Genomic DNA, 17626 nt, shown 5'->3' on the forward strand with positions numbered 1-17626 from the left:
AGATACGAGACTTCCCATGGCGCAGGGATCGAACAACAACGATGCATTTATGGGTTCTGCCGCGCAATTTTTTCAGACCGGCCAGAACATGATGCAGCAGTTCATGGATTATCTCGGCAAGTCGGCGGGGCAGGGCGCTATTCCGCAACCGGTTGTCGACCCGCAGGCGGTGACCGCGCTGCAAAAGCAGTTTTCCGACCAGCAGATGTCGCTGTGGCAGTCCATTCTTGCCAAGCAGCAAGGTCAGGCGCCCGACTTCCAGGTTGCCCCCGAGCCCGGCGACCGTCGCTTTGCGGCACCGGAGTGGAAGGCGAGCCCGATTTACGATTACCTGCATCAGGCCTATCTGCTCAATACGCAGTACCTGAAGCAGATGGTCGAGGCCATGCCGGCGCAGGACGAAAAGAGCAAGGAGCGGATGCGCTTCCTGGCCCGCCAGATCGCCGACGCGATGGCGCCCTCCAATTTTGCGGCGACGAATCCGGAATTCATCAAGCTGGCCCTCGAAACCAAGGGGCAGAGCATTACCGACGGCATCAACAACCTGCTCAAGGACTTCGAGAAGGGGCGTATTTCGATGACCGATGAATCGGTTTTCGAACTGGGCAAGAATGTCGCGACGACCGAAGGTGCGGTGGTCTACGAAAACGAAGTGATGCAGTTGATCCAGTACGCGCCACTCACCGCCAAGGTGGGCACACGGCCGCTGCTCATGGTGCCGCCTTGCATCAACAAGTTCTACATCATGGACTTGCAGCCGGAAAATTCACTGGTGCGCTATGCCGTCGAGCAGGGCAATACCGTGTTTCTTGTTTCCTGGCGCAATCCGAAGGAAGAACAGGCCCACCTGGCTTGGGACGACTATCTGGAACAAGGCCCGATTGCCGCGCTGCGCGTCGTGCAGGAAATCACCAACGTCAAGCAACTCAATGTCCTCGGTTTCTGCGTTGGCGGCACCATCGTCACCTCGGCGCTGGCCGTACTCAAGGCGCGCGGCGAAAACCCGGCTGCCTCGCTGACCCTGCTGACCACATTGCTCGATTTTTCCGATACCGGCGAAATCGGCCTGTTCATCGACGAACAGGGGGTCGCCGCCCGTGAAGCGACGATCGGCAAGGGGGGCCTGCTGCCGGCCCGCGACCTGCAGAACACCTTCTCCTTCCTGCGTGCCAATGACCTGGTCTGGAACTACGTTACCGGCAACTACCTGAAGGGGCAGAAGCCGCAAGCCTTCGACCTGCTTTACTGGAATTCCGATTCGACCAACCTGCCGGGGCCGTTTGCCGCCTGGTACATGCGCAACATGTATCTGGAAAACAACCTGCGCGTACCCGGCAAACTGACCATGTGCGGCCAGAAGGTCGATCTCGGCCAGCTCGACATGCCGGTCTACCTGCTGGCGACGCGCGAGGATCATATCGTTCCCTGGCACTCGGCCTACCAGAGCACCCGCCTGCTGAGCGGCCCGGTGCGCTTCGTGCTGGGTGCTTCCGGCCATATCGCCGGTGTGATCAATCCGGCCAGCAAAAACAAGCGCAGTTACTGGGTGAATGAAGACGTGAAGACCGACGCTGACGGCTGGCTGGCCGTAGCGGAGGAGAGGAAGGGCAGCTGGTGGTCCGACTGGGCCGCCTGGCTGAAACCGTTGTCAGGAGAACAGCGGGCGCCGCGCAAACCGGGCAATACCAAATACAAGGCCATCGAGCCAGCCCCCGGACGTTACGTCAGGGAACGCGCGGTATAACACTTCCCAAGGAGATAAAAATGTCGCGAGTTGCACTGATCACCGGCGGTATGGGCGGCCTGGGCGAGGCTATCTGCATCAAGATGGCCGCCCTCGGCTACAAGGTCGTCACCACCTATTCCCCGGGCAATACCAAGGCGGCTGACTGGCTGAAGAACATGAACAACATGGGGTATGGCTTCAAGGCCTATCCGTGCGACGTGACCGACTTCGAGTCGGCCAAGGCCTGTGTCGATGTGGTGACCCGGGAGGTGGGCCCGGTCGACGTGCTGGTCAACAATGCCGGCATCACCCGTGACATGACCTTCAAGAAAATGACCAAGGCGGATTGGGATGCCGTCATGAGCACCAACCTCGATTCCGTCTTCAACATGACCAAGCAGGTCATGGATGGCATGGTCGAGCGCAAGTGGGGCCGCGTCATCAACGTGTCCTCGGTCAACGGCCAGAAGGGGGCCTTTGGCCAGACCAACTATTCCGCAGCCAAGGCTGGCATGCATGGGTTCACCAAGGCGCTCGCCCTTGAGGTTGCCAAGCAGGGCGTCACAGTCAATACCATTTCCCCGGGCTACATCGGCACCAAGATGGTCACCGCCATCCCGCAGGAAATCCTTGACTCCAAGATCCTGCCGCAGATTCCCGTCAATCGCCTGGGCAAGCCGGAAGAAATCGCGGGCCTCGTCGCTTATCTCGCTTCCGACGAAGCGGCTTTCGTGACCGGGGCCAATATTTCCATCAACGGTGGTCAGCACATGTTCTGACCGCTGTTTTCTCAACCTACACATTTCATCAACAAGGAAGGAAACACAATGACGCAACGCGTTGCTCTCGTTACCGGCGCCATGGGCGGCCTGGGTACCGCCATCTGCCAACAGCTGGCCAAGGCCGGCCACAAGGTGGTTGCCGCTTACCATCCGCAGTTCGACAACAAGGAAGAATGGCTGAAGGAACAGGCTGCTGCCGGTTTCAACGACTTCGTCTGCGTCGCTGGTGACGTCTCCGTCCTGGAAGATTGCCAGAAGATGGTTGCCGAAGCGGAAGCCGCCTGCGGCCAGGTCGACATCCTGATCAACAACGCCGGTATCACCCGCGACCGCATGTTCGCCAAGCTGGAAAAGGATGGCTGGGATGCCGTCATCGCCACCAACCTGACCTCGCTGTTCAACATGACCAAGCAAGTCTCCGCCAAGATGGCCGAGCGTGGCTGGGGTCGTATCGTGAACATCTCCTCGGTCAACGGCGTCAAGGGTCAGGCTGGCCAGACCAACTACTCCGCTGCCAAGGCTGGCGTGATCGGCTTCACCAAGGCGCTGGCCGCCGAACTGGCTGCCAAGGGCGTGACGGTTAACGCCATTGCTCCGGGCTACGTCGCCACCAAGATGGTCATGGCCATCAAGCCGGAAGTGCTGGAAACCATTGTTGCTTCCGTCCCGATGAAGCGCCTGGCCAAGCCGGAAGAAATCGGCTTCGCCTGTGCCTACCTGTCCGACGAGCTGTCCGGCTTCACCACCGGCGCCACGATCAACATCAACGGCGGCCTGTACTACCAGTAATTTCTGCATTGCAGCAGCGAATGGGCGCCTCCGGGCGCCCATTTTTTTCGCTATAATGTTGCGCTGCACACAAACAAGTATTGAGGATCGCTGCATGTCGGAACCGGTACGCCTGATCAAGAAATACCCCAACCGTCGTCTTTACGATACCAAGACTAGTGCGTACATCACCCTGGGTGACGTCAAGGATCTTGTCCTCAAGTTCGAAGCCTTCAAGGTTGTCGATGCCAAGACCGGTGACGACCTGACCCGCAGCATCCTGCTCCAGATCATCCTCGAAGAGGAAACCGGCGGTGTGCCGATGTTCTCCAGCGAACTGCTCTCCGGCTTCATCCGCTTCTACGGCAGCACCATGCAGGGCATGTTGGGCAAGTACCTGGAAAACAACATGAAGACCTTCGTCGATTTCCAGCAGAAGTTGCAGGATCAGTCGCGGAGCATTTATGGCACCGGCGATAACACCCATCTCCAGACGGATTTCTGGAACCAGTTCCTGAACTTCCAGCAGCCGGCCATGCAGAGCATGATGACGGCTTACATGGACCAATCCAAGAAGATGTTCCAGTCGATGCAGGATCAGTTGCAGAGCCAGACGCGGAACATGTTCACCGGCTTTCAGGCCGACCAGAACGACAAGTAGGATTTTTGCCGGCGCGCCACAGCGCCGCGTGATCGAAAAAAATGGCCGTTTTCACGGCCATTTTTGTTGAGCGGCAATATTTCAGCTTGCTGCGTCAGCCTTCCAGCCGCCGCCCAGGGCCTTGAACAGCTCGACCGAGGTGCTCAGACGAGCCTGCCGGACGCCGATGGCGGCCAGCTGTGCTTCGTTGAGCGTACGCTGCGCGTCGAGCACTTCCAGATAGCCGACATGGCCCGCTTCGTAACGCAGGCGGGCAATGCGCATGGCTTTCTCGGCGTTGTCGACCCGGGTGTTCTGGGCATTTTCTTCGATGCCATATTCCCGCAGGCTGACCAAGGCGTCACGGACCTCCTTATAGGCTGTCTGCAGGCTGTTCTGCCAGGCGATCAGCGATTGCTGGTTGAGTGCCTTGGCCTGGTCCACGCGGGCCGAGGTGCGGCCAAAGTCGAGGATGGGCATCAGGGCGCCCAGGCCGAGCGACCACGTGTTCGAACCGGCGCTGAAAAGATCGGACAGTGTCTTGCTCTCGCTGCCCAGGCTGCCGGTCAGCGTGAATTTGGGGAAATAGCCGGCCTTGGCGACGCCGATCCCGGCGTTCGCGGCAATCAGCTCCTGTTCGGCCTGACGCACGTCGGGGCGACCTTCGATCAGGTCGGAAGGTAGTCCGGCCGGCGGCTCGGGAAGCAGCGGCAATTGCTTGAGGTCACCGGCGGCAATCTTCAGCGCGGGATTGCCGGTGAGCAAGGCCAACTGGTGCTCGGCCAGCTGGCGCAGGCGGCGTTGTTCGGCGAGTTGGGCCTGGGCGGCCGCCAGCGCACCTTCGGCCTGGAAGCCCTCGAGCGGCGAGGCCAGCCCCGCTTCAACCCGGGTCTTGACCAGCTTGAGGCCTTCCTCGCGGGTCTTCACCGTTTCGTCGCTCACGACCCGCTGTGCATCGTAGGCACGCAGGGCGAGGTAGGTGTCGGTCACCAGGCCAGCCACGCTGAGCCGGATGGCATCGCGCGAATACTGGCTGGCCAGCAGGGTGGCGCGGGCTGCCTCGTTGGCGCGGCGGACGCGGCCCCAGACATCGAGCTCGAAGGAAGTGCTCAGCCCAGCGCTGCGGGCATGGCGGATACGGGGTTGCGTCGCGACATAGGTGGCGGTTTTGGTGCTCGCCTTGGTGTTGCTGATGCCGGCCGAGCCATCGATCTGCGGGAAGAAGGAGGCGCCGGCTTCGCGGGCCACGGCATCGGCCTGCTCGACGCGGGCGATGGCTTGGCGCAGGCTGGCATTGCCGGTGAGGGCCTGGTCGACCAGGTCGTTCAGCGTGGCGTCGTTGAACAGCGTCCACCAGGTCGGGTTGATCGTCGGGTTGCTGGCGACAGCAATATTGTCGGCCGGCTTGGCTTCACTGAAGACAGCCGGCAACAGGTTGGCTGGGCGCAGGTAGTCCGGGCCGATGGCGCAGCCACTCAGGGCGAGGCTGAAGGCGAGCGGCGTCAGGCGGAAGAGGGTACGGGAAATCATGCGGTTTCCTCCTCGTTCGTGTCGAGGTGCGAGGGGTCGATCTGCTTGCCGCGTTCCAGCCACTTGAAGAAGAGCGGCACGAACAGCGTGGCGATGAAGGTGGCGGCGAGCATGCCGCCGAAGACGCCGGTACCCATCGACTGACGGGCGGCGGCACCGGCGCCGGTGGCCTTGACCAGCGGGAAGACGCCGAGCACGAAGGCGAGCGAAGTCATGATGATCGGCCGCAAACGCAGGCGGGCGGCTTCCACGGCAGCCTGGGCGGCGCTCATGCCTTCGGCGTATTTCTGAGCGGCGAACTCGACGATCAGGATGGCGTTTTTCGACGCCAGGCCGATCAGCACGACGAGACCGATCTGGAAGTAGATGTCGTTCGGCATGCCGCGCAGCCAGATCGCCGTGAGCGCACCCATCAGGGCGAAGGGCACGGCCATCACGACGGCGATGGGCAGCGACCACTTCTCGTACTGGGCGGCCAGGATCAGGAAGACCATGATGATGGCGAAGCCGAAGGCCTGCAGCGAGGAGCCGGACGAGCGTTTTTCCTGGAAGGCCTGACCGGTCCAGGCGATACCGTAACCGTTGGGCAGGGTGGCGCTGGCCACTTCCTCAACGATTTTGATCGCGTCCCCCGAGCTGATGCCGGGCTTCGAGTCACCCATCACCTTGGCAGCGATGAAGCCGTTGAAGCGCTCGACCTGCTCCGGGCCAACCACGTTCTTCACCTTGCTGACCGCCGACAGCGGGATCATCGCATTGGTCGTCGCGCTGCGCACATAGACCTTGCCGATATCGTCCGCCTTCATGCGGTAATTGGCCTCGGCCTGCAATTGCACGCGGTAGACGCGGCCGGCCTTGTTGAAGTCATTGACGTAGAGCGCGCCCATCGTGCTCTGCAGCGTTGAATAAATGTCGGCGACCGGAATGCCCAGCGCCAGTGCCTTCTGCTCGTCGACTTCGACGTAGAGCTGGGGCACGGTGGGGCGGAAGAAGGTCGAGATACGGGTGAATTCCGGGTGCTTCTTCAATTCTTCCATGAAGTTCTGCACAACCTCGTTCAGGCGCTTGGCGTCGCCATCGACGCGGTTCTGCACATACACCTCGAAGCCGCCGGCGGTGCCCAGGCCCATGATCGGTGGCGGATTGAAGACGAGGCCCATGCCGTCCGGCTGCATCATGCCGAAACCCATGAACTTGCCGGCCAGGTCCTGCGCCTTGCCCTGCCGCTCGGACCAGTCCTTCAGCGGGATGAACATGGTGCCGGCGTTCGGCTTGTTGCCGCCGCCGATCAGGTCAAAGCCGGACACGATGAAGGTGTGCTTCACCGCCTCGTCCTTGGCGATCAGTTGGCGCATGCCTTCACCGGTCTTTTCGGTGCGCTTCAGCGTGGCGCCATCCGGCAGCATCAGGGCGGAAATCAGGTAACCCTGGTCCTCGGCCGGCACGAAGCTGCCCGGGATGATGCGGAAGAAGAGGGCGGTGGCGCCGATGATCAACGCAAAGACCAGGGCGCCGACGATACCGTGCTTGAGCGTGAAACCGACAGCCTTGGTGTAGTTGTTGGTCAGGCGTTCGAACAGGCGGTTGAACGGAGCGAACAGCTTGTTCTCAGTGTGCTGGGCCTTGAGCAGCAGGGCGCACAAGGCTGGCGTCAGGGTCAGCGCGACGACGCCGGAGAGCACCACGGCCACCGCCACGGTGACGGCAAACTGCTTGTACAACTGGCCGGCGATGCCGCCAAGGAAGGCGACCGGTACGAACACCGCGCACAGCACCAGCACGATGGCGATCAGCGCGCCGGTGACCTGGTGCATGGCCTTGATCGCGGCTGCCTTGGGCGGCAGTTTCTCTTCGGCCATCAGGCGCTCGACGTTCTCCAGCACGACGATGGCGTCGTCGACCACGATCCCGATGGCCAGCACCATGGCGAACAGCGTCAGCGTGTTGATCGAGAAGCCAAACAACCATAGACCGGCAAAGGTGCCGATCAGCGAGATCGGCACAGCGACCATCGGAATCAGCGTGGCGCGCCAGCTCTGCAGGAAGATGAAAACGACGGCCAGCACCAGCACCATGGCTTCGATCAGGGTCTTGATCACTTCATTGATCGAGGCCGACACGAAACGGGTGGTGTCGAAGGGGATGACGTAGTCCATTGCTTCCGGGAACTTGGCCTTCAACTCGACCATCTTGGCCTTGACCAGGTCGGCCACCTCCAGCGCGTTGGCGCCGGTTTGCAGGAAGACGCCCATGGCGATGGTCGGCTGGCCGTCCAGCGTCACGCGCTGGTCGTAACTGTAGGCGCCAAGTTCGATACGGGCGATGTCCTTCAGGCGCAGCAGGCCACCGGGACCGCTTGAGCGGATGACGATGTTGCCGAATTCCTCCTCGCTCAGCAGACGGCCCTTGGCGGTCACCGTGTAGACCAGCTGCTGATCGTTGGGAGCTGGCTCCTGGCCGATCTTGCCGGCGGCGTTCTGGGCGTTCTGCGCCGTGATGGCGGCTGCCACTTCGCTGGTCGTCAGGCCGAGTTGCGCCATGCGGTCCGGCTTCAGCCAGACGCGCATCGAGTAATCCTGCGCGCCGAAAATGGTCACGTCACCGACGCCCTTCAGGCGCTTCAGTTCGTCGACGATGTTCAGGCTGGCGTAGTTGGACAGGAACAGCGTGTTGTACTTGCCGCCTTCCGATTTCAGCGCGACGACCTGCAGGATGTCGTTGGAGCGTTTCTGGACGATCACGCCATTGCGCCGCACCGCTTCCGGCAGACGCGGCTCGGCCGCCTTGACCCGGTTGTTGACGTTCACCGCGGCCATGTCGACATTGGTGCCGACCTCGAAGGTGGCGGTGATCGTCACCGCGCCGTTGGCGCTGGCCGACGACGTGAAGTACAGCATGTTCTCGACGCCGTTGAGCTGTTCCTCAATCGGTGCAGCGACGGTCTTGGCCAGCGTTTCGGCCGAGGCGCCCGGGTAGGTGGCGGTGATCAGCACAGTCGGCGGCGCGATCTGCGGGTACTGCGCGACGGGCAAGACCCGCGAGGCGACCAGTCCGGCGATGACGATGATGATCGAGATGACCGACGCGAAGATCGGTCGGTTGATGAAAAACTTTGCCATGGCCGTTCCTTACTGGTGGCGCGGGGTCGTTGCCGTCATGCCGCTCATTCCATCCATGCCTGCCATGCCGGACATGCCCGGTGCCTGGCCGGCCGGGGTGGGCAGCTTCGGATCGACCGGCGCACCGGGGCGCAGCTTGATCAGGTTGTCGACGATCACCTTGTCGCCGGCATTCAGGCCGCCGAGGATGACCCAGTCCTTGCCATACCATTCGCCGGCCTTGACCGGGCGTGGTGCCACCTTGTTCTCGGGGCCGGCCGTCATGACCAGCGTGCCTTGCTCGGTTTGCAGCACGGCCGATTGCGGCACCAGGAAGACGCCGTCGCGCTCGCCGGTCAGGACACGGACGCGAACGAACTGGCCGGGCAGCAACTGGCCGTCGGCATTGTCGAATTCGGCGCGCATTGCCTGGGTGCCGAGCGTGGTGTCGATATTGGTCGCCAGGAAGTTGAGCTTGCCGCGCTTCTCGTAGGTCTGGCCATTCGGCAGCACCAGCTCGACGCCCTTGACGTCCTTCTGCGTCATCCGTCCGCCGGGGAACTTGGCCAGGTCGCTCTCGCCCAGGCTGAAGCGAACCCAGATCGGATTGGTCTGGTAAATCGAGGTGAGCAGGCTGTCGGCCGTCGTGATCAGGTTGCCGTCGGAGCGGACGGCGCGGCCGGTGGTGCCGGCGACCGGGGCGGTAACGGTGGTCCACGACAGGTTCAATTCCGCCTGGCGCAAGGCGGCCTGGGCCATGGCGTTTGCCGACACCGCATCGTCGTAGTCGCGCTGGGCGATGGCCTTGGCTTCGGCCAGGGGCTTCAGGCGGGCCGCCTCGCGGGCGGTCTGCTCGGCTTTCGCCTTGGCTTCGGCCAGCGCAATCTCGTAAGGCGCGCGGTCGATCTGGAACAGCGGTTGACCGGCCTTGACGGTTTCGCCCTCCTGATACAGACGCTTGACCAGAATGCCACCGACCCGCGCGCGCACCTCGGTTTCGCGGGCGCCTTCAGTCTGCGCCATGATCTCGATGCTGGTCGGCACCTTTTGTGGTTGCATCTCAATCACGCTGACCGGCATCGGACCTTGCGGCGGTGGGCCGCCCGCCGGCTTGTCACCGGAACAACCGGCTGTAGCGAGCGCGCCGATCAGCGCCGAAACGAAAAAGGGCAGCGCCTTGCGCTGGAAAGCTGAAGTCGGGTTCACGCAGATACTCCTTGATTATTTTTGCTGGGCTGATTATAAACATTCATGGATGTATGTAAAACAATTTTTGTGTAGAATCGTCGTAATGAGATGTAAATGTCGGCGGAAGGTTCGCCGGGGAGAAGTCGTGGTCAGGAAAACCAAGGAAGAAGCCGAACAGACGCGCAAGGAACTCATCCAGGCTGCCCGTCGGGTGTTTCACCAATGTGGCGTCAGTCGCTCGACGCTGGAGAAAATCGCCAAGGCGGCCGGTGTGACGCGGGGGGCGGTTTATTGGCATTTCAAGGACAAGGCAGCGTTGTTCTTCGCCATGCGCGAGGATGTCTTCGTGCCCATGGTCGAGCGCACCGATGCCCTGCTGTTCTCCGAGCAGTTCACCAATCCGCTCGATGCAATCGAGGCATCGATCAAGGAATTCTTCCGGGTGCTGGAGGACTGTTCGGTCGTCCGTGAAGTGTTCGAGATCATGATTTCGCGTTGCGAATACGTCGATGAATTTGCCTCGGTTCAGGAGGATGTCGCTCGCCCGGCACAAACCTTCCTGGCCAAGATTGAAGGTGTCTACCAGCAGGCGGCGGCCAAGGGCATGCTGCGTCCAGGCTTGTCGCCGCTCGATGCCGCCCGCGATACCTGGGCCTTTACCAGCGGCGTATTGCACCTGATGCTGGCCTGCCAGAAGGGATCGGACCTGCCACAGCGGATCCCCGACATGATCAGCGCCCACATGGCGATGCGGCGCTGTGTCGCACCCTGAATCGAGGGGGGTGAATGCATGCCGTGAGCCGTTCGGCTCAACGGCCGTTTCAAGTCCGGTAAGCTTGGTTCGCCTGAAAGCCGAGGCCGCTGGCCTCCGGCAGGTGCAGGCGGCCCGCTGCGACGAGGGGGGCAAGACCAGTGTCCTCGGCGAACCACTCGGCCGTTCCGAGACCGTGCACCGTGTCAGGCCCGACGGCAGCGGCCAGATGGGCACAGGCGAGCAGGCCGCATGCACTTTCCAGACTGGAGGTGACGACGATTTCCAGGCCGGCCGCCCGGGCGCGCAGGGCCAATTCCATGCTGGCCAGCAGGCCGCCTTCACGGGCCGGCTTGATGATCAGCCGGCGAACGGGCGGTTCCCGAAAGAAGTCGTCGTCGAGGAGCGCCGTCGATTCGTCGATCGCGAGGGGGAAGGCGCAGGTCGCTTGCAGGGCAGCGAGCGAGGCCGCATCCGGTTGGGCGAGCGGTTCTTCCAGGCCGTCAATCGGCAGGTCGGCACACCGGGCAATGAAGGTGGTGGCGTCGGCCAGGCCCCAGGCCCGGTTCGCATCGAGCCGAAAGCGCAGGGTGGCCGGCGCGTTCAACAGCAATTGCCGGAGTAGCGCACTTTCGTCGTTGATCGGCAGGGTGCCGACTTTCAGTTTGACGATGCCGTAGCCTGCCGTGGCGGCGGCAGTCAGTTGGGGTGGTGTCAAATCGGCGAGGGTGCCGAGATTGGCGTTGATGGCCAGGTCATCGACCGGCACATTGCCCCCCAGCCATTGCTGCAGCGGCAGGCCGGCAGACTGGGCGAACAGGTCGAGCTGGGCGGTTTCCTCGGCAAAATCCTGGGCGGCTGTCTCGCTGATGCCAAACTCCGGCAGGGGGGCGGCATCGCCCCAGCCGGTCAAACCCTCTGCCGTACGCAGTCGGAGCAGGCGCCCCTGCCGCTCGCCGACCCGGCCCCGGCTGGTTTGCCAGGGGCGCCGGAGCGGCAGGGCGTAGGACAGCCAGTCGGCCGCGACGATGTTCACGGCCGCTTGCGGTATTTTCCGAAATCGGGCGGGCGGCGCTCCAGCCAGGCATTGCGGCCTTCCTGGCCTTCCTCGCTCATATAGAACAGGCCGGTGGCATTGCCGGCCAGTTCCTGGATGCCGGCCAGGCCGTCGGTATCGGCATTGAAGCCGGCCTTGATCATGCGCAAGGCCATCGGCGACAGCTTGAGCATGTCGCGGCACCAGTTCACGGTTTCCTCTTCCAGTTTGTCTACCGGCACGACGATGTTGACCAGACCCCAGTCGAGGGCAGTCGCCGCGTCGTACTGGCGGCAGAGCAGCCAGATTTCCTTGGCGCGCTTCATGCCGATGGTGCGGGCCAGCAAACCGGCACCGAGGCCGGCATCGAAGCTGCCGACGCGCGGTCCGGTCTGCCCGAAGCGGGCGTTGTCGGCGGCGATGGAGAGGTCGCAGACCAGGTGCAGCACGTGGCCGCCGCCGACAGCATAGCCGGCGATCATGGCGACGACCGGCTTGGGCAGGCGGCGGATCTGCATTTGCAAGTCGAGCACGTTGAGGTGCGGTGTGCCACCTTCGTCGATGTAGCCTTCCTCGCCCCGTACCCTCTGGTCGCCGCCCGAACAAAAGGCTTCGTGGCCGGCGCCGGTGAGGATGATGGCGCCGATGGTGTTGTCGTGATGGGCGCGATGGAAGGCATCGATCAGTTGCTTGACCGTTTCCGGGCGGAAGGCGTTGCGCCGTTCCGGCCGGTTGATGGTGATCTTGGCGATCCCCTCGGCGGTTTCGTAGAGGATGTCGGAATAGGTGTGGGCGCTTTGCCAGTGGATGCTGTGCGTCATGGTTCGGCTGGTCGTTGGGATGAGGCGAAGTATAGCCTTGACCGGCCGGCGCCGATTTGATGTGCCTTGCGGCACGGGGGGGATGGCGCCGTCCGCTGACGGCGCCATCCCCTCTTCGGCCAGGATCAGCGGAAGAAGCGCCCGAGCAGGCCGGAGATGAAGCCGCTGCGGGCTTCCACCTTGGCGACGCTGACCTCGTGGTGGGCTGTTTCGGCGCCGACCATGTTCTTGACGATGTCGGCGTAGTCGCGGTCTTCACTGGCGATATGGTTGATCAGCCACTTGGCGAGCATCGAATGCAGTTCGTCGGCGATATCCTCACCCTTGGCCGCCCGCATGGTGAACTCGGTAACCCGTTTGATGAACAGCTCATGCACCTTCTTGTGCGGCTTGACGAACTTGTAGCCGGCTTCTTCCATCATTGATTCTTCGAAACCGAAGTGCGACTGGGTGTAGTCGATCAATTGCTCGATGACATCGGTGACCATCTTCTTGTCACCCTTGAGCTTAGCGATTTCGAGATCGTTGATGTAGTCGACAATGCGCTTGTGCTGATGGTCAATGACGTCGATACCCGTGTCGAGCTTGCTGTCCCAAATGATCGGCATGTCGTTTCTCCAGAGGTGCCTTGATGATTACCCCGCGAACGGGAAACTCTGTCAGCGGAAAGTGGCGCCACTTTCCGTGATTTTTGATTATTGAATTTTGATAAGCATCAAGAAACGATTGGATTATGTGCCGCTTTGTTTGACCTGATTTTTACCCGGCCTGTCTATGCTCCCCGCCACGGAGCATGGGAGAATGTCCGTCTGCAACCTGTTCCGGAAAAGCATCGTGAAAGAACGCCGACGGTCTCCCCGCGTACGCCTGCATGGCGAGGTGCATCTGCAGATTTCGGGCCTCAGTCTGCGCATCCCAGCCGCCGACATTTCGGTGTCCGGTGTCGGCGTGCTGCTCGATGAGTATGTGCTGGCCGGCAAGCCAAGCGGCGAGGTGGGGGTCTGCCGCATCGAGGCCCCCGAACTGGGCGGCCGGATCGAGGCCTACGTCAGCATCATGCGGGTACGCCGCATCGGCAACGTGCGACTGGGCGGCTTGCGCTTCGAGTCGATCAGCGATGGCGATCTCGAGCTGATCCGCCGATACAAGCGGAAGTGCCGGGCGGGCCCGGCTACTTCCTGATTGTTCCGCTCAAGCCCGGAAAAACGCTTCCAGATTCTGAAAGACGGCATGATCGGCGTTGTGGCGCCGGATTGCCGCGACATCCTCCAGCTTTTCGACCTGCTTGATCATCTGCGGCAGGCGCTGGTCTTCATTGACCAGCAGCCAGATGCGGCTCTGGCCGCTGTCGGCCAGCGGCAGGCAGAGAATACCCTCGACGTTGTAGGCCCGGCGGGAAAACAGGCCGACGACGTGCGACATCACGCCGGCATGGTTGTTGACGTCGATTTCCAGCACGGCGCGGGAAAGGGTTTGGCGTTCGGTTTGGCTCAGGGCATTCATCTTCAGGCTCCGATCATGTCGCGGTTGGCGGCGCCCGGCGGCACCATGGGATAAACCTTCTGTTCGGCATCGATGCTGGCGTGGATCAGGCAGGGACCCGGGCGATTGATCGCCTCCATCAGTGCGGCGCAGGGATTGGCTGCCTGGTCGAGATCGACGGCAGCGATGCCGAACCCCTGGGCAACCTTGACGAAATCCGGCGTTGCCTTGAATTGCGAGGCGAACAGCCGTTCGCCGTAGAACAGTGTCTGTTGCTGGTGGACCAGGCCGAGCGTCGCATTGTTCATCAGGATGATTTTCAGGTTCACGTTTTCCTCGGCGGCAGTGACCAGCTCCTGGATGTTCATCAGGATCGAGCCATCGCCGGTGAAACAGACCACGGTGCGTTGCGGCTCGGCCAGCGCGGCGCCGATGGCGGCTGGAACACCGAAGCCCATGGTGCCAAGGCCGCCGGAAGTCAGCCACTGGCGGGGACGGCGGAGGGGGTAGGCTTGGGCGACCCACATCTGATGCTGGCCGACATCGGTGGCGATGACCGCCTCGTTGTCCAGGCAGGCCGCAACCGTACGGATCAGGCCGAAGTGCGACAGCGGATCATCGCAACCCGGCATCTGCAGCGGGTGTTCAGCCTTCAAGGCGGCAACGCGCTGCCGCCACTCGGTGCGCTCGCTGGCGGCCACGGCCGGCAGCAGGCGGATCAGCGCTTCCCGGATGTCGGCCGTGATACCGACATGGGCCGTCTTGATCTTGTCGAGTTCCGCCGGGTCGATGTCGATATGGATGATCTTCGCCTGCGGGCAGAAGGCAGCCACCTTGCCGGTTGCCCGATCATCGAAGCGGGCACCGATGGCGATCAGCAGGTCGCATTCGTCGAGTGCCAGGTTGGTATAGCGGGCCGCGTGCATGCCGAGCATGCCGAGCGACAGCGGGTGGTCGACCGGCATGGCGCCGAGCGCCATCAGGGTCATGACAGTCGGCAGGTCGGCTTTTTCGGCGAGTTCGACAGCCTCGGCGGCCGCCTCGGCATGCACGACGCCACCGCCGAGGTAAAGGATCGGTCGCCGGGCTGCGTTGATCATGCCGGCCGCCTCGCTGAGTGCCCAGCCATCGGCCACCGGCGCCGGTTGGTGCTCTCCGGGGGCAGGCCATGCGGCGATTTCGATGGCCTGCATTTGCACATCCTTCGGGATATCGACCAGCACCGGGCCTGGCCGACCGGAGGCGGCGATGGCGAAGGCGCGGGGGATCACTTCCAGCAGTTCCTCGGCTGAGGAAACCAGGAAATTATGCTTGGTGATGGGAATGGACAGGCCGTAGGTATCCACTTCCTGGAAGGCGTCGGTCCCGATCATCGCCTTGGGCACCTGGCCAGTGATGGCGACGAGAGGAATCGAATCGAGCTTGGCGTCGGCAATGGCGGTCAGCAGATTGGTTGCCCCAGGCCCCGAGGAAGCCAGGCAGACGGCGGGCCGGCCGGTGGAGCGGGCCATGCCCTGAGCCATGAAGCCGGCGCCTTGCTCGTGGCGGGCCAGCACATGGTGAATCTGCGTCGATTGGCCGAGGGCGTCATAGATCGGCAGGATGGCACCGCCCGGTATGCCGGCGACGGTATGGATGCCTTGGCGTTCGAGCAGCCGCACGGTGATCTGGGCGCCAGTGAGGGTTTCTGTCATGGAGGTTTCCTTTCGGTTGTTGGCGTAACCGGCGGGCTCCAAAACAAAACCCCCGCCGGTTTGCGCCGGCGGGGGTGGTGAATGCTGAGCTGTTTCTGCTTACCCGGTCCGCTACGGCGCGTGTGTTACGACACCTACGCTAATGACGCGTACGACGACGACCGGGGCTACGGCTTGGGCAGCGGCAGAACAGGCGGGTCGGATAGCGTGCATCGGGATGCGGTCTGGATAAGGAAGCGAAACGCCACTATGGCGGACTCAGCACAGAAAATCAAGCACCCGGAAACGACGTACTGGGCAATCCCGGGGGGGGGTGGAAAAATCAGGCGGCGACCGCCATGCCCTTCGGGTGGTCACGTTCCTGACGGCGCATTTCCGCGCGCATGGCAACTTGCTGGCCAGCCGTGATCATGCGCTGACCGGCGCTACCGTTCCATTCGAACTGTACGTTACAGGCATGAATGCCAGCCCTCGTCAGCGCATGGGCCAGTTCGTGCAAATCGGTTTTTTCAAAGCGGCGCCCATCGCTTAGTGTGGCGACAAATTCGTTCTTGATCAGAATGATGCTTGCGGTGATGGTCATGATTCGAACCTCCTGACATAACGTTACATCGATGCCAGTCGGATGGGTCGTGGCAAATTCCACACTTCATCGGAAATACGGATTGATTGGTTGCAACCTTGCCGGAGTGCTTCCGGAAGGGCGGACAGGAGCTTAACAGGTATTTGCTCGTCGTATGCTTGACGAATGTGCCGGCATGTCGCTTAAACTCACATTTTGCCGTTTACGGCAGGGCTGTGTTTGAAACGATATTGAAGCCAGGGAGAAAAATGACGGCGAAACCCAAGGTTCTGGTCGCAGATGCCTCGAAGGTCGTGCGGGCATCGCTGGCCAAGTATCTGGCAGAGCATTTCGACGTACGCGAGGAGGCCAGTGGCGAGTCGGCCTGGCAAACCCTGGTTCTCGACAATACGATCATCGGCGTCGTTTCCGGTGTCGGCCTGACCAAACTGGACGGTTTGGGCCTGCTTGAGCGGGTGAGGGCCAGCAAGTTGTCACGCCTGAACGCCTTGCCCTTCTTTCTTGTGGTCTCGAATTCCTTTGGCGACGAGGCACGGGCACGGGCGCTGGGCGTCACCGATTTCATCGCCAAGGATGCCAGCAATGTCTCGCTCGACAGGCTGCTCCCCATCCTGTTGGCACATGGGCATCCGGCCGAGGCAGAAGAGGTTGCGATAGAGGATTCGGTCCCGCCGGCCAGCGAAGCGCAGTCCGACACGCCTCAACCCCTGGGGACACAGACCGACGTCGGGGTGAACGACATCCTTGGAAGACTGGGCGATATCCAGGGGCTGGAGGGGGATGCGGGCGACGATGATGCCTTGGGGCGGGAGAGTCCGGTTGGCGAGCAGGAAAAACTGGAAGAGGGACTTGCCCGGTGCCTAGCGGGCGCTGTCGACGGTCAGGGGGTCGGCGTACTCGCCTTCGGACTCGATCGATACGACGACCTGGTGAGCCGTTACGGCGCAGAATTGGTGGCGCGGACGGTACAGAAGTTTTCGTTCATGGTCGCCCGCAAGATTCGCGCGGAAGACGTCATCAGTCAGCTGCCGGGCGGCCGGGTCGTGATTGTCGCGCAGGAGACCACGGCAAAGGTCTGCGTCGCGTTCGCCAATCGGATTTGCAAGGCGATGGCGGCTGCCCAGGTTGCCGTGCGCGGCCAACGCATTGACCTGACGTTCAGTGCCGGCATTGCCGTGGTGCCGGAAGATGGCGTTCTGCTCGCCGGCAGCGAACTGCTCAACCTGGCTTCTGACCGGCTGGAAGAGGCTCAGCGGGCCGGTGGCAATCGGATCATTGCCGGGAGCAGCTCTCAGGGAAGTGAAGCGGGAGATTGGCAGGCATTCGTGCCGCAGCTGAAGAACCTTCTGGCTACAGTCGATCCGGCTGCCTTGCGACCTTGCTTGGGAAACGTCGGACTGCAACTGATGCCCATCCTCCGCGAAATCGAGCGGACCATGCGCCTGGGATTGCCGATCGAAGACATGAACCGCCGCTTGTGGGATCGGGCGCGCGCCGAACGCATGGGTTGAGCCTTCCCTCCCGCCC

General features: G+C 62.3%; 16 protein-coding genes. 7 read left to right on the forward strand and 9 right to left on the reverse strand.

The genetic code is table 11. From position 1 onward, the window contains the following. Window positions 1–16 precede the first annotated feature (16 nt). From K420_RS0111305 to phaR, 4 genes are all read left to right on the forward strand, one after another. Entirely contained in the window at window positions 17–1744 is a 1728-nt protein-coding gene (locus K420_RS0111305; protein ID WP_084019635.1) for a PHA/PHB synthase family protein, read from the forward strand. 20 nt (window positions 1745–1764) lie between these two features. Beyond that, the gene (gene phbB, locus K420_RS0111310) at window positions 1765–2505 is read left to right on the forward strand and encodes an acetoacetyl-CoA reductase (RefSeq protein ID WP_027458165.1); all 741 of its coding nucleotides are present in this window, start codon (window positions 1765–1767) and stop codon (window positions 2503–2505) included. A gap of 48 nt (window positions 2506–2553) precedes the next feature. Then, on the forward strand, window positions 2554–3297 hold the full coding sequence (gene phbB / locus K420_RS0111315; RefSeq protein WP_027458166.1) for an acetoacetyl-CoA reductase: 744 nt from the start codon (window positions 2554–2556) through the stop codon (window positions 3295–3297). Between the two features lie 94 nt (window positions 3298–3391). Further along, entirely contained in the window at window positions 3392–3937 is a 546-nt protein-coding gene (phaR, locus tag K420_RS0111320; protein WP_027458167.1) for a polyhydroxyalkanoate synthesis repressor PhaR, read from the forward strand. 81 nt (window positions 3938–4018) lie between these two features. On the opposite strand, the gene K420_RS0111325 is transcribed toward phaR, so the two are convergent. From K420_RS0111325 to K420_RS18815, 3 genes are read right to left on the reverse strand one after another with little or no spacing between them, the layout of a single operon-like run. After that, a complete protein-coding gene (locus tag K420_RS0111325) occupies window positions 4019–5446 on the reverse strand; it encodes an efflux transporter outer membrane subunit (RefSeq protein ID WP_027458168.1) in 1428 nt (475 codons plus the stop codon). Beyond that, window positions 5443–8565 (reverse strand): efflux RND transporter permease subunit, encoded by a 3123-nt coding sequence (locus tag K420_RS0111330; RefSeq protein WP_027458169.1) that lies wholly within the window; start codon window positions 8563–8565, stop codon window positions 5443–5445. Before K420_RS0111330 ends, K420_RS0111325 begins: the two co-directional genes overlap by 4 nt. Window positions 8566–8574: 9 nt before the next feature. After that, window positions 8575–9750, reverse strand: a complete 1176-nt coding sequence (locus K420_RS18815) for an efflux RND transporter periplasmic adaptor subunit (RefSeq protein WP_084019636.1) — start codon at window positions 9748–9750, stop codon at window positions 8575–8577. A gap of 127 nt (window positions 9751–9877) precedes the next feature. Here K420_RS18815 and K420_RS0111340 point away from each other — a divergent pair, with 127 nt between their 5' ends. Next, window positions 9878–10504, forward strand: a complete 627-nt coding sequence (locus K420_RS0111340) for a TetR family transcriptional regulator (protein ID WP_027458170.1) — start codon at window positions 9878–9880, stop codon at window positions 10502–10504. Between the two features lie 49 nt (window positions 10505–10553). Here K420_RS0111340 and K420_RS0111345 read toward each other — a convergent pair whose 3' ends face one another. The 3 genes from K420_RS0111345 to K420_RS0111355 form a co-directional block, all read right to left on the reverse strand. Beyond that, window positions 10554–11519, reverse strand: coding sequence for an o-succinylbenzoate synthase (locus tag K420_RS0111345; protein WP_027458171.1), 966 nt, complete (start codon window positions 11517–11519; stop codon window positions 10554–10556). Further along, window positions 11516–12340, reverse strand: a complete 825-nt coding sequence (gene menB / locus K420_RS0111350; protein ID WP_027458172.1) for a 1,4-dihydroxy-2-naphthoyl-CoA synthase — start codon at window positions 12338–12340, stop codon at window positions 11516–11518. Before menB ends, K420_RS0111345 begins: the two co-directional genes overlap by 4 nt. A gap of 125 nt (window positions 12341–12465) precedes the next feature. Continuing rightward, window positions 12466–12948 (reverse strand): bacteriohemerythrin, encoded by a 483-nt coding sequence (locus K420_RS0111355; RefSeq protein WP_027458173.1) that lies wholly within the window; start codon window positions 12946–12948, stop codon window positions 12466–12468. A 226-nt stretch (window positions 12949–13174) separates the two neighbouring features. Between K420_RS0111355 and K420_RS0111360 the strand changes: the two genes are divergently transcribed. Continuing rightward, complete coding sequence (locus K420_RS0111360) at window positions 13175–13522, forward strand: PilZ domain-containing protein (protein WP_157275070.1); 348 nt, start codon at window positions 13175–13177, stop codon at window positions 13520–13522. A gap of 9 nt (window positions 13523–13531) precedes the next feature. Here K420_RS0111360 and ilvN read toward each other — a convergent pair whose 3' ends face one another. The 3 genes from ilvN to K420_RS0111375 all read right to left on the reverse strand — a co-directional run bounded on the left by ilvN (window position 13532) and on the right by K420_RS0111375 (window position 16099). Continuing rightward, entirely contained in the window at window positions 13532–13843 is a 312-nt protein-coding gene (gene ilvN / locus K420_RS0111365; RefSeq protein WP_035854753.1) for an acetolactate synthase small subunit, read from the reverse strand. A gap of 2 nt (window positions 13844–13845) precedes the next feature. Next, the gene (ilvB, locus tag K420_RS0111370) at window positions 13846–15516 is read right to left on the reverse strand and encodes an acetolactate synthase large subunit (protein ID WP_027458176.1); all 1671 of its coding nucleotides are present in this window, start codon (window positions 15514–15516) and stop codon (window positions 13846–13848) included. 322 nt (window positions 15517–15838) lie between these two features. Continuing rightward, window positions 15839–16099 carry a hypothetical protein gene (locus tag K420_RS0111375; RefSeq protein WP_027458177.1) on the reverse strand — a complete coding sequence of 87 codons (261 nt, stop codon included), beginning with the start codon at window positions 16097–16099 and terminating at the stop codon, window positions 15839–15841. Between the two features lie 248 nt (window positions 16100–16347). Between K420_RS0111375 and K420_RS0111380 the strand changes: the two genes are divergently transcribed. Then, window positions 16348–17610 (forward strand): GGDEF domain-containing response regulator, encoded by a 1263-nt coding sequence (locus K420_RS0111380; protein ID WP_027458178.1) that lies wholly within the window; start codon window positions 16348–16350, stop codon window positions 17608–17610. The last annotated feature ends 16 nt before the right edge of the window (window positions 17611–17626 follow it).

This window comes from Dechloromonas agitata is5, assembly GCF_000519045.1.
Lineage (GTDB): Bacteria > Pseudomonadota > Gammaproteobacteria > Burkholderiales > Rhodocyclaceae > Azonexus > Azonexus agitatus.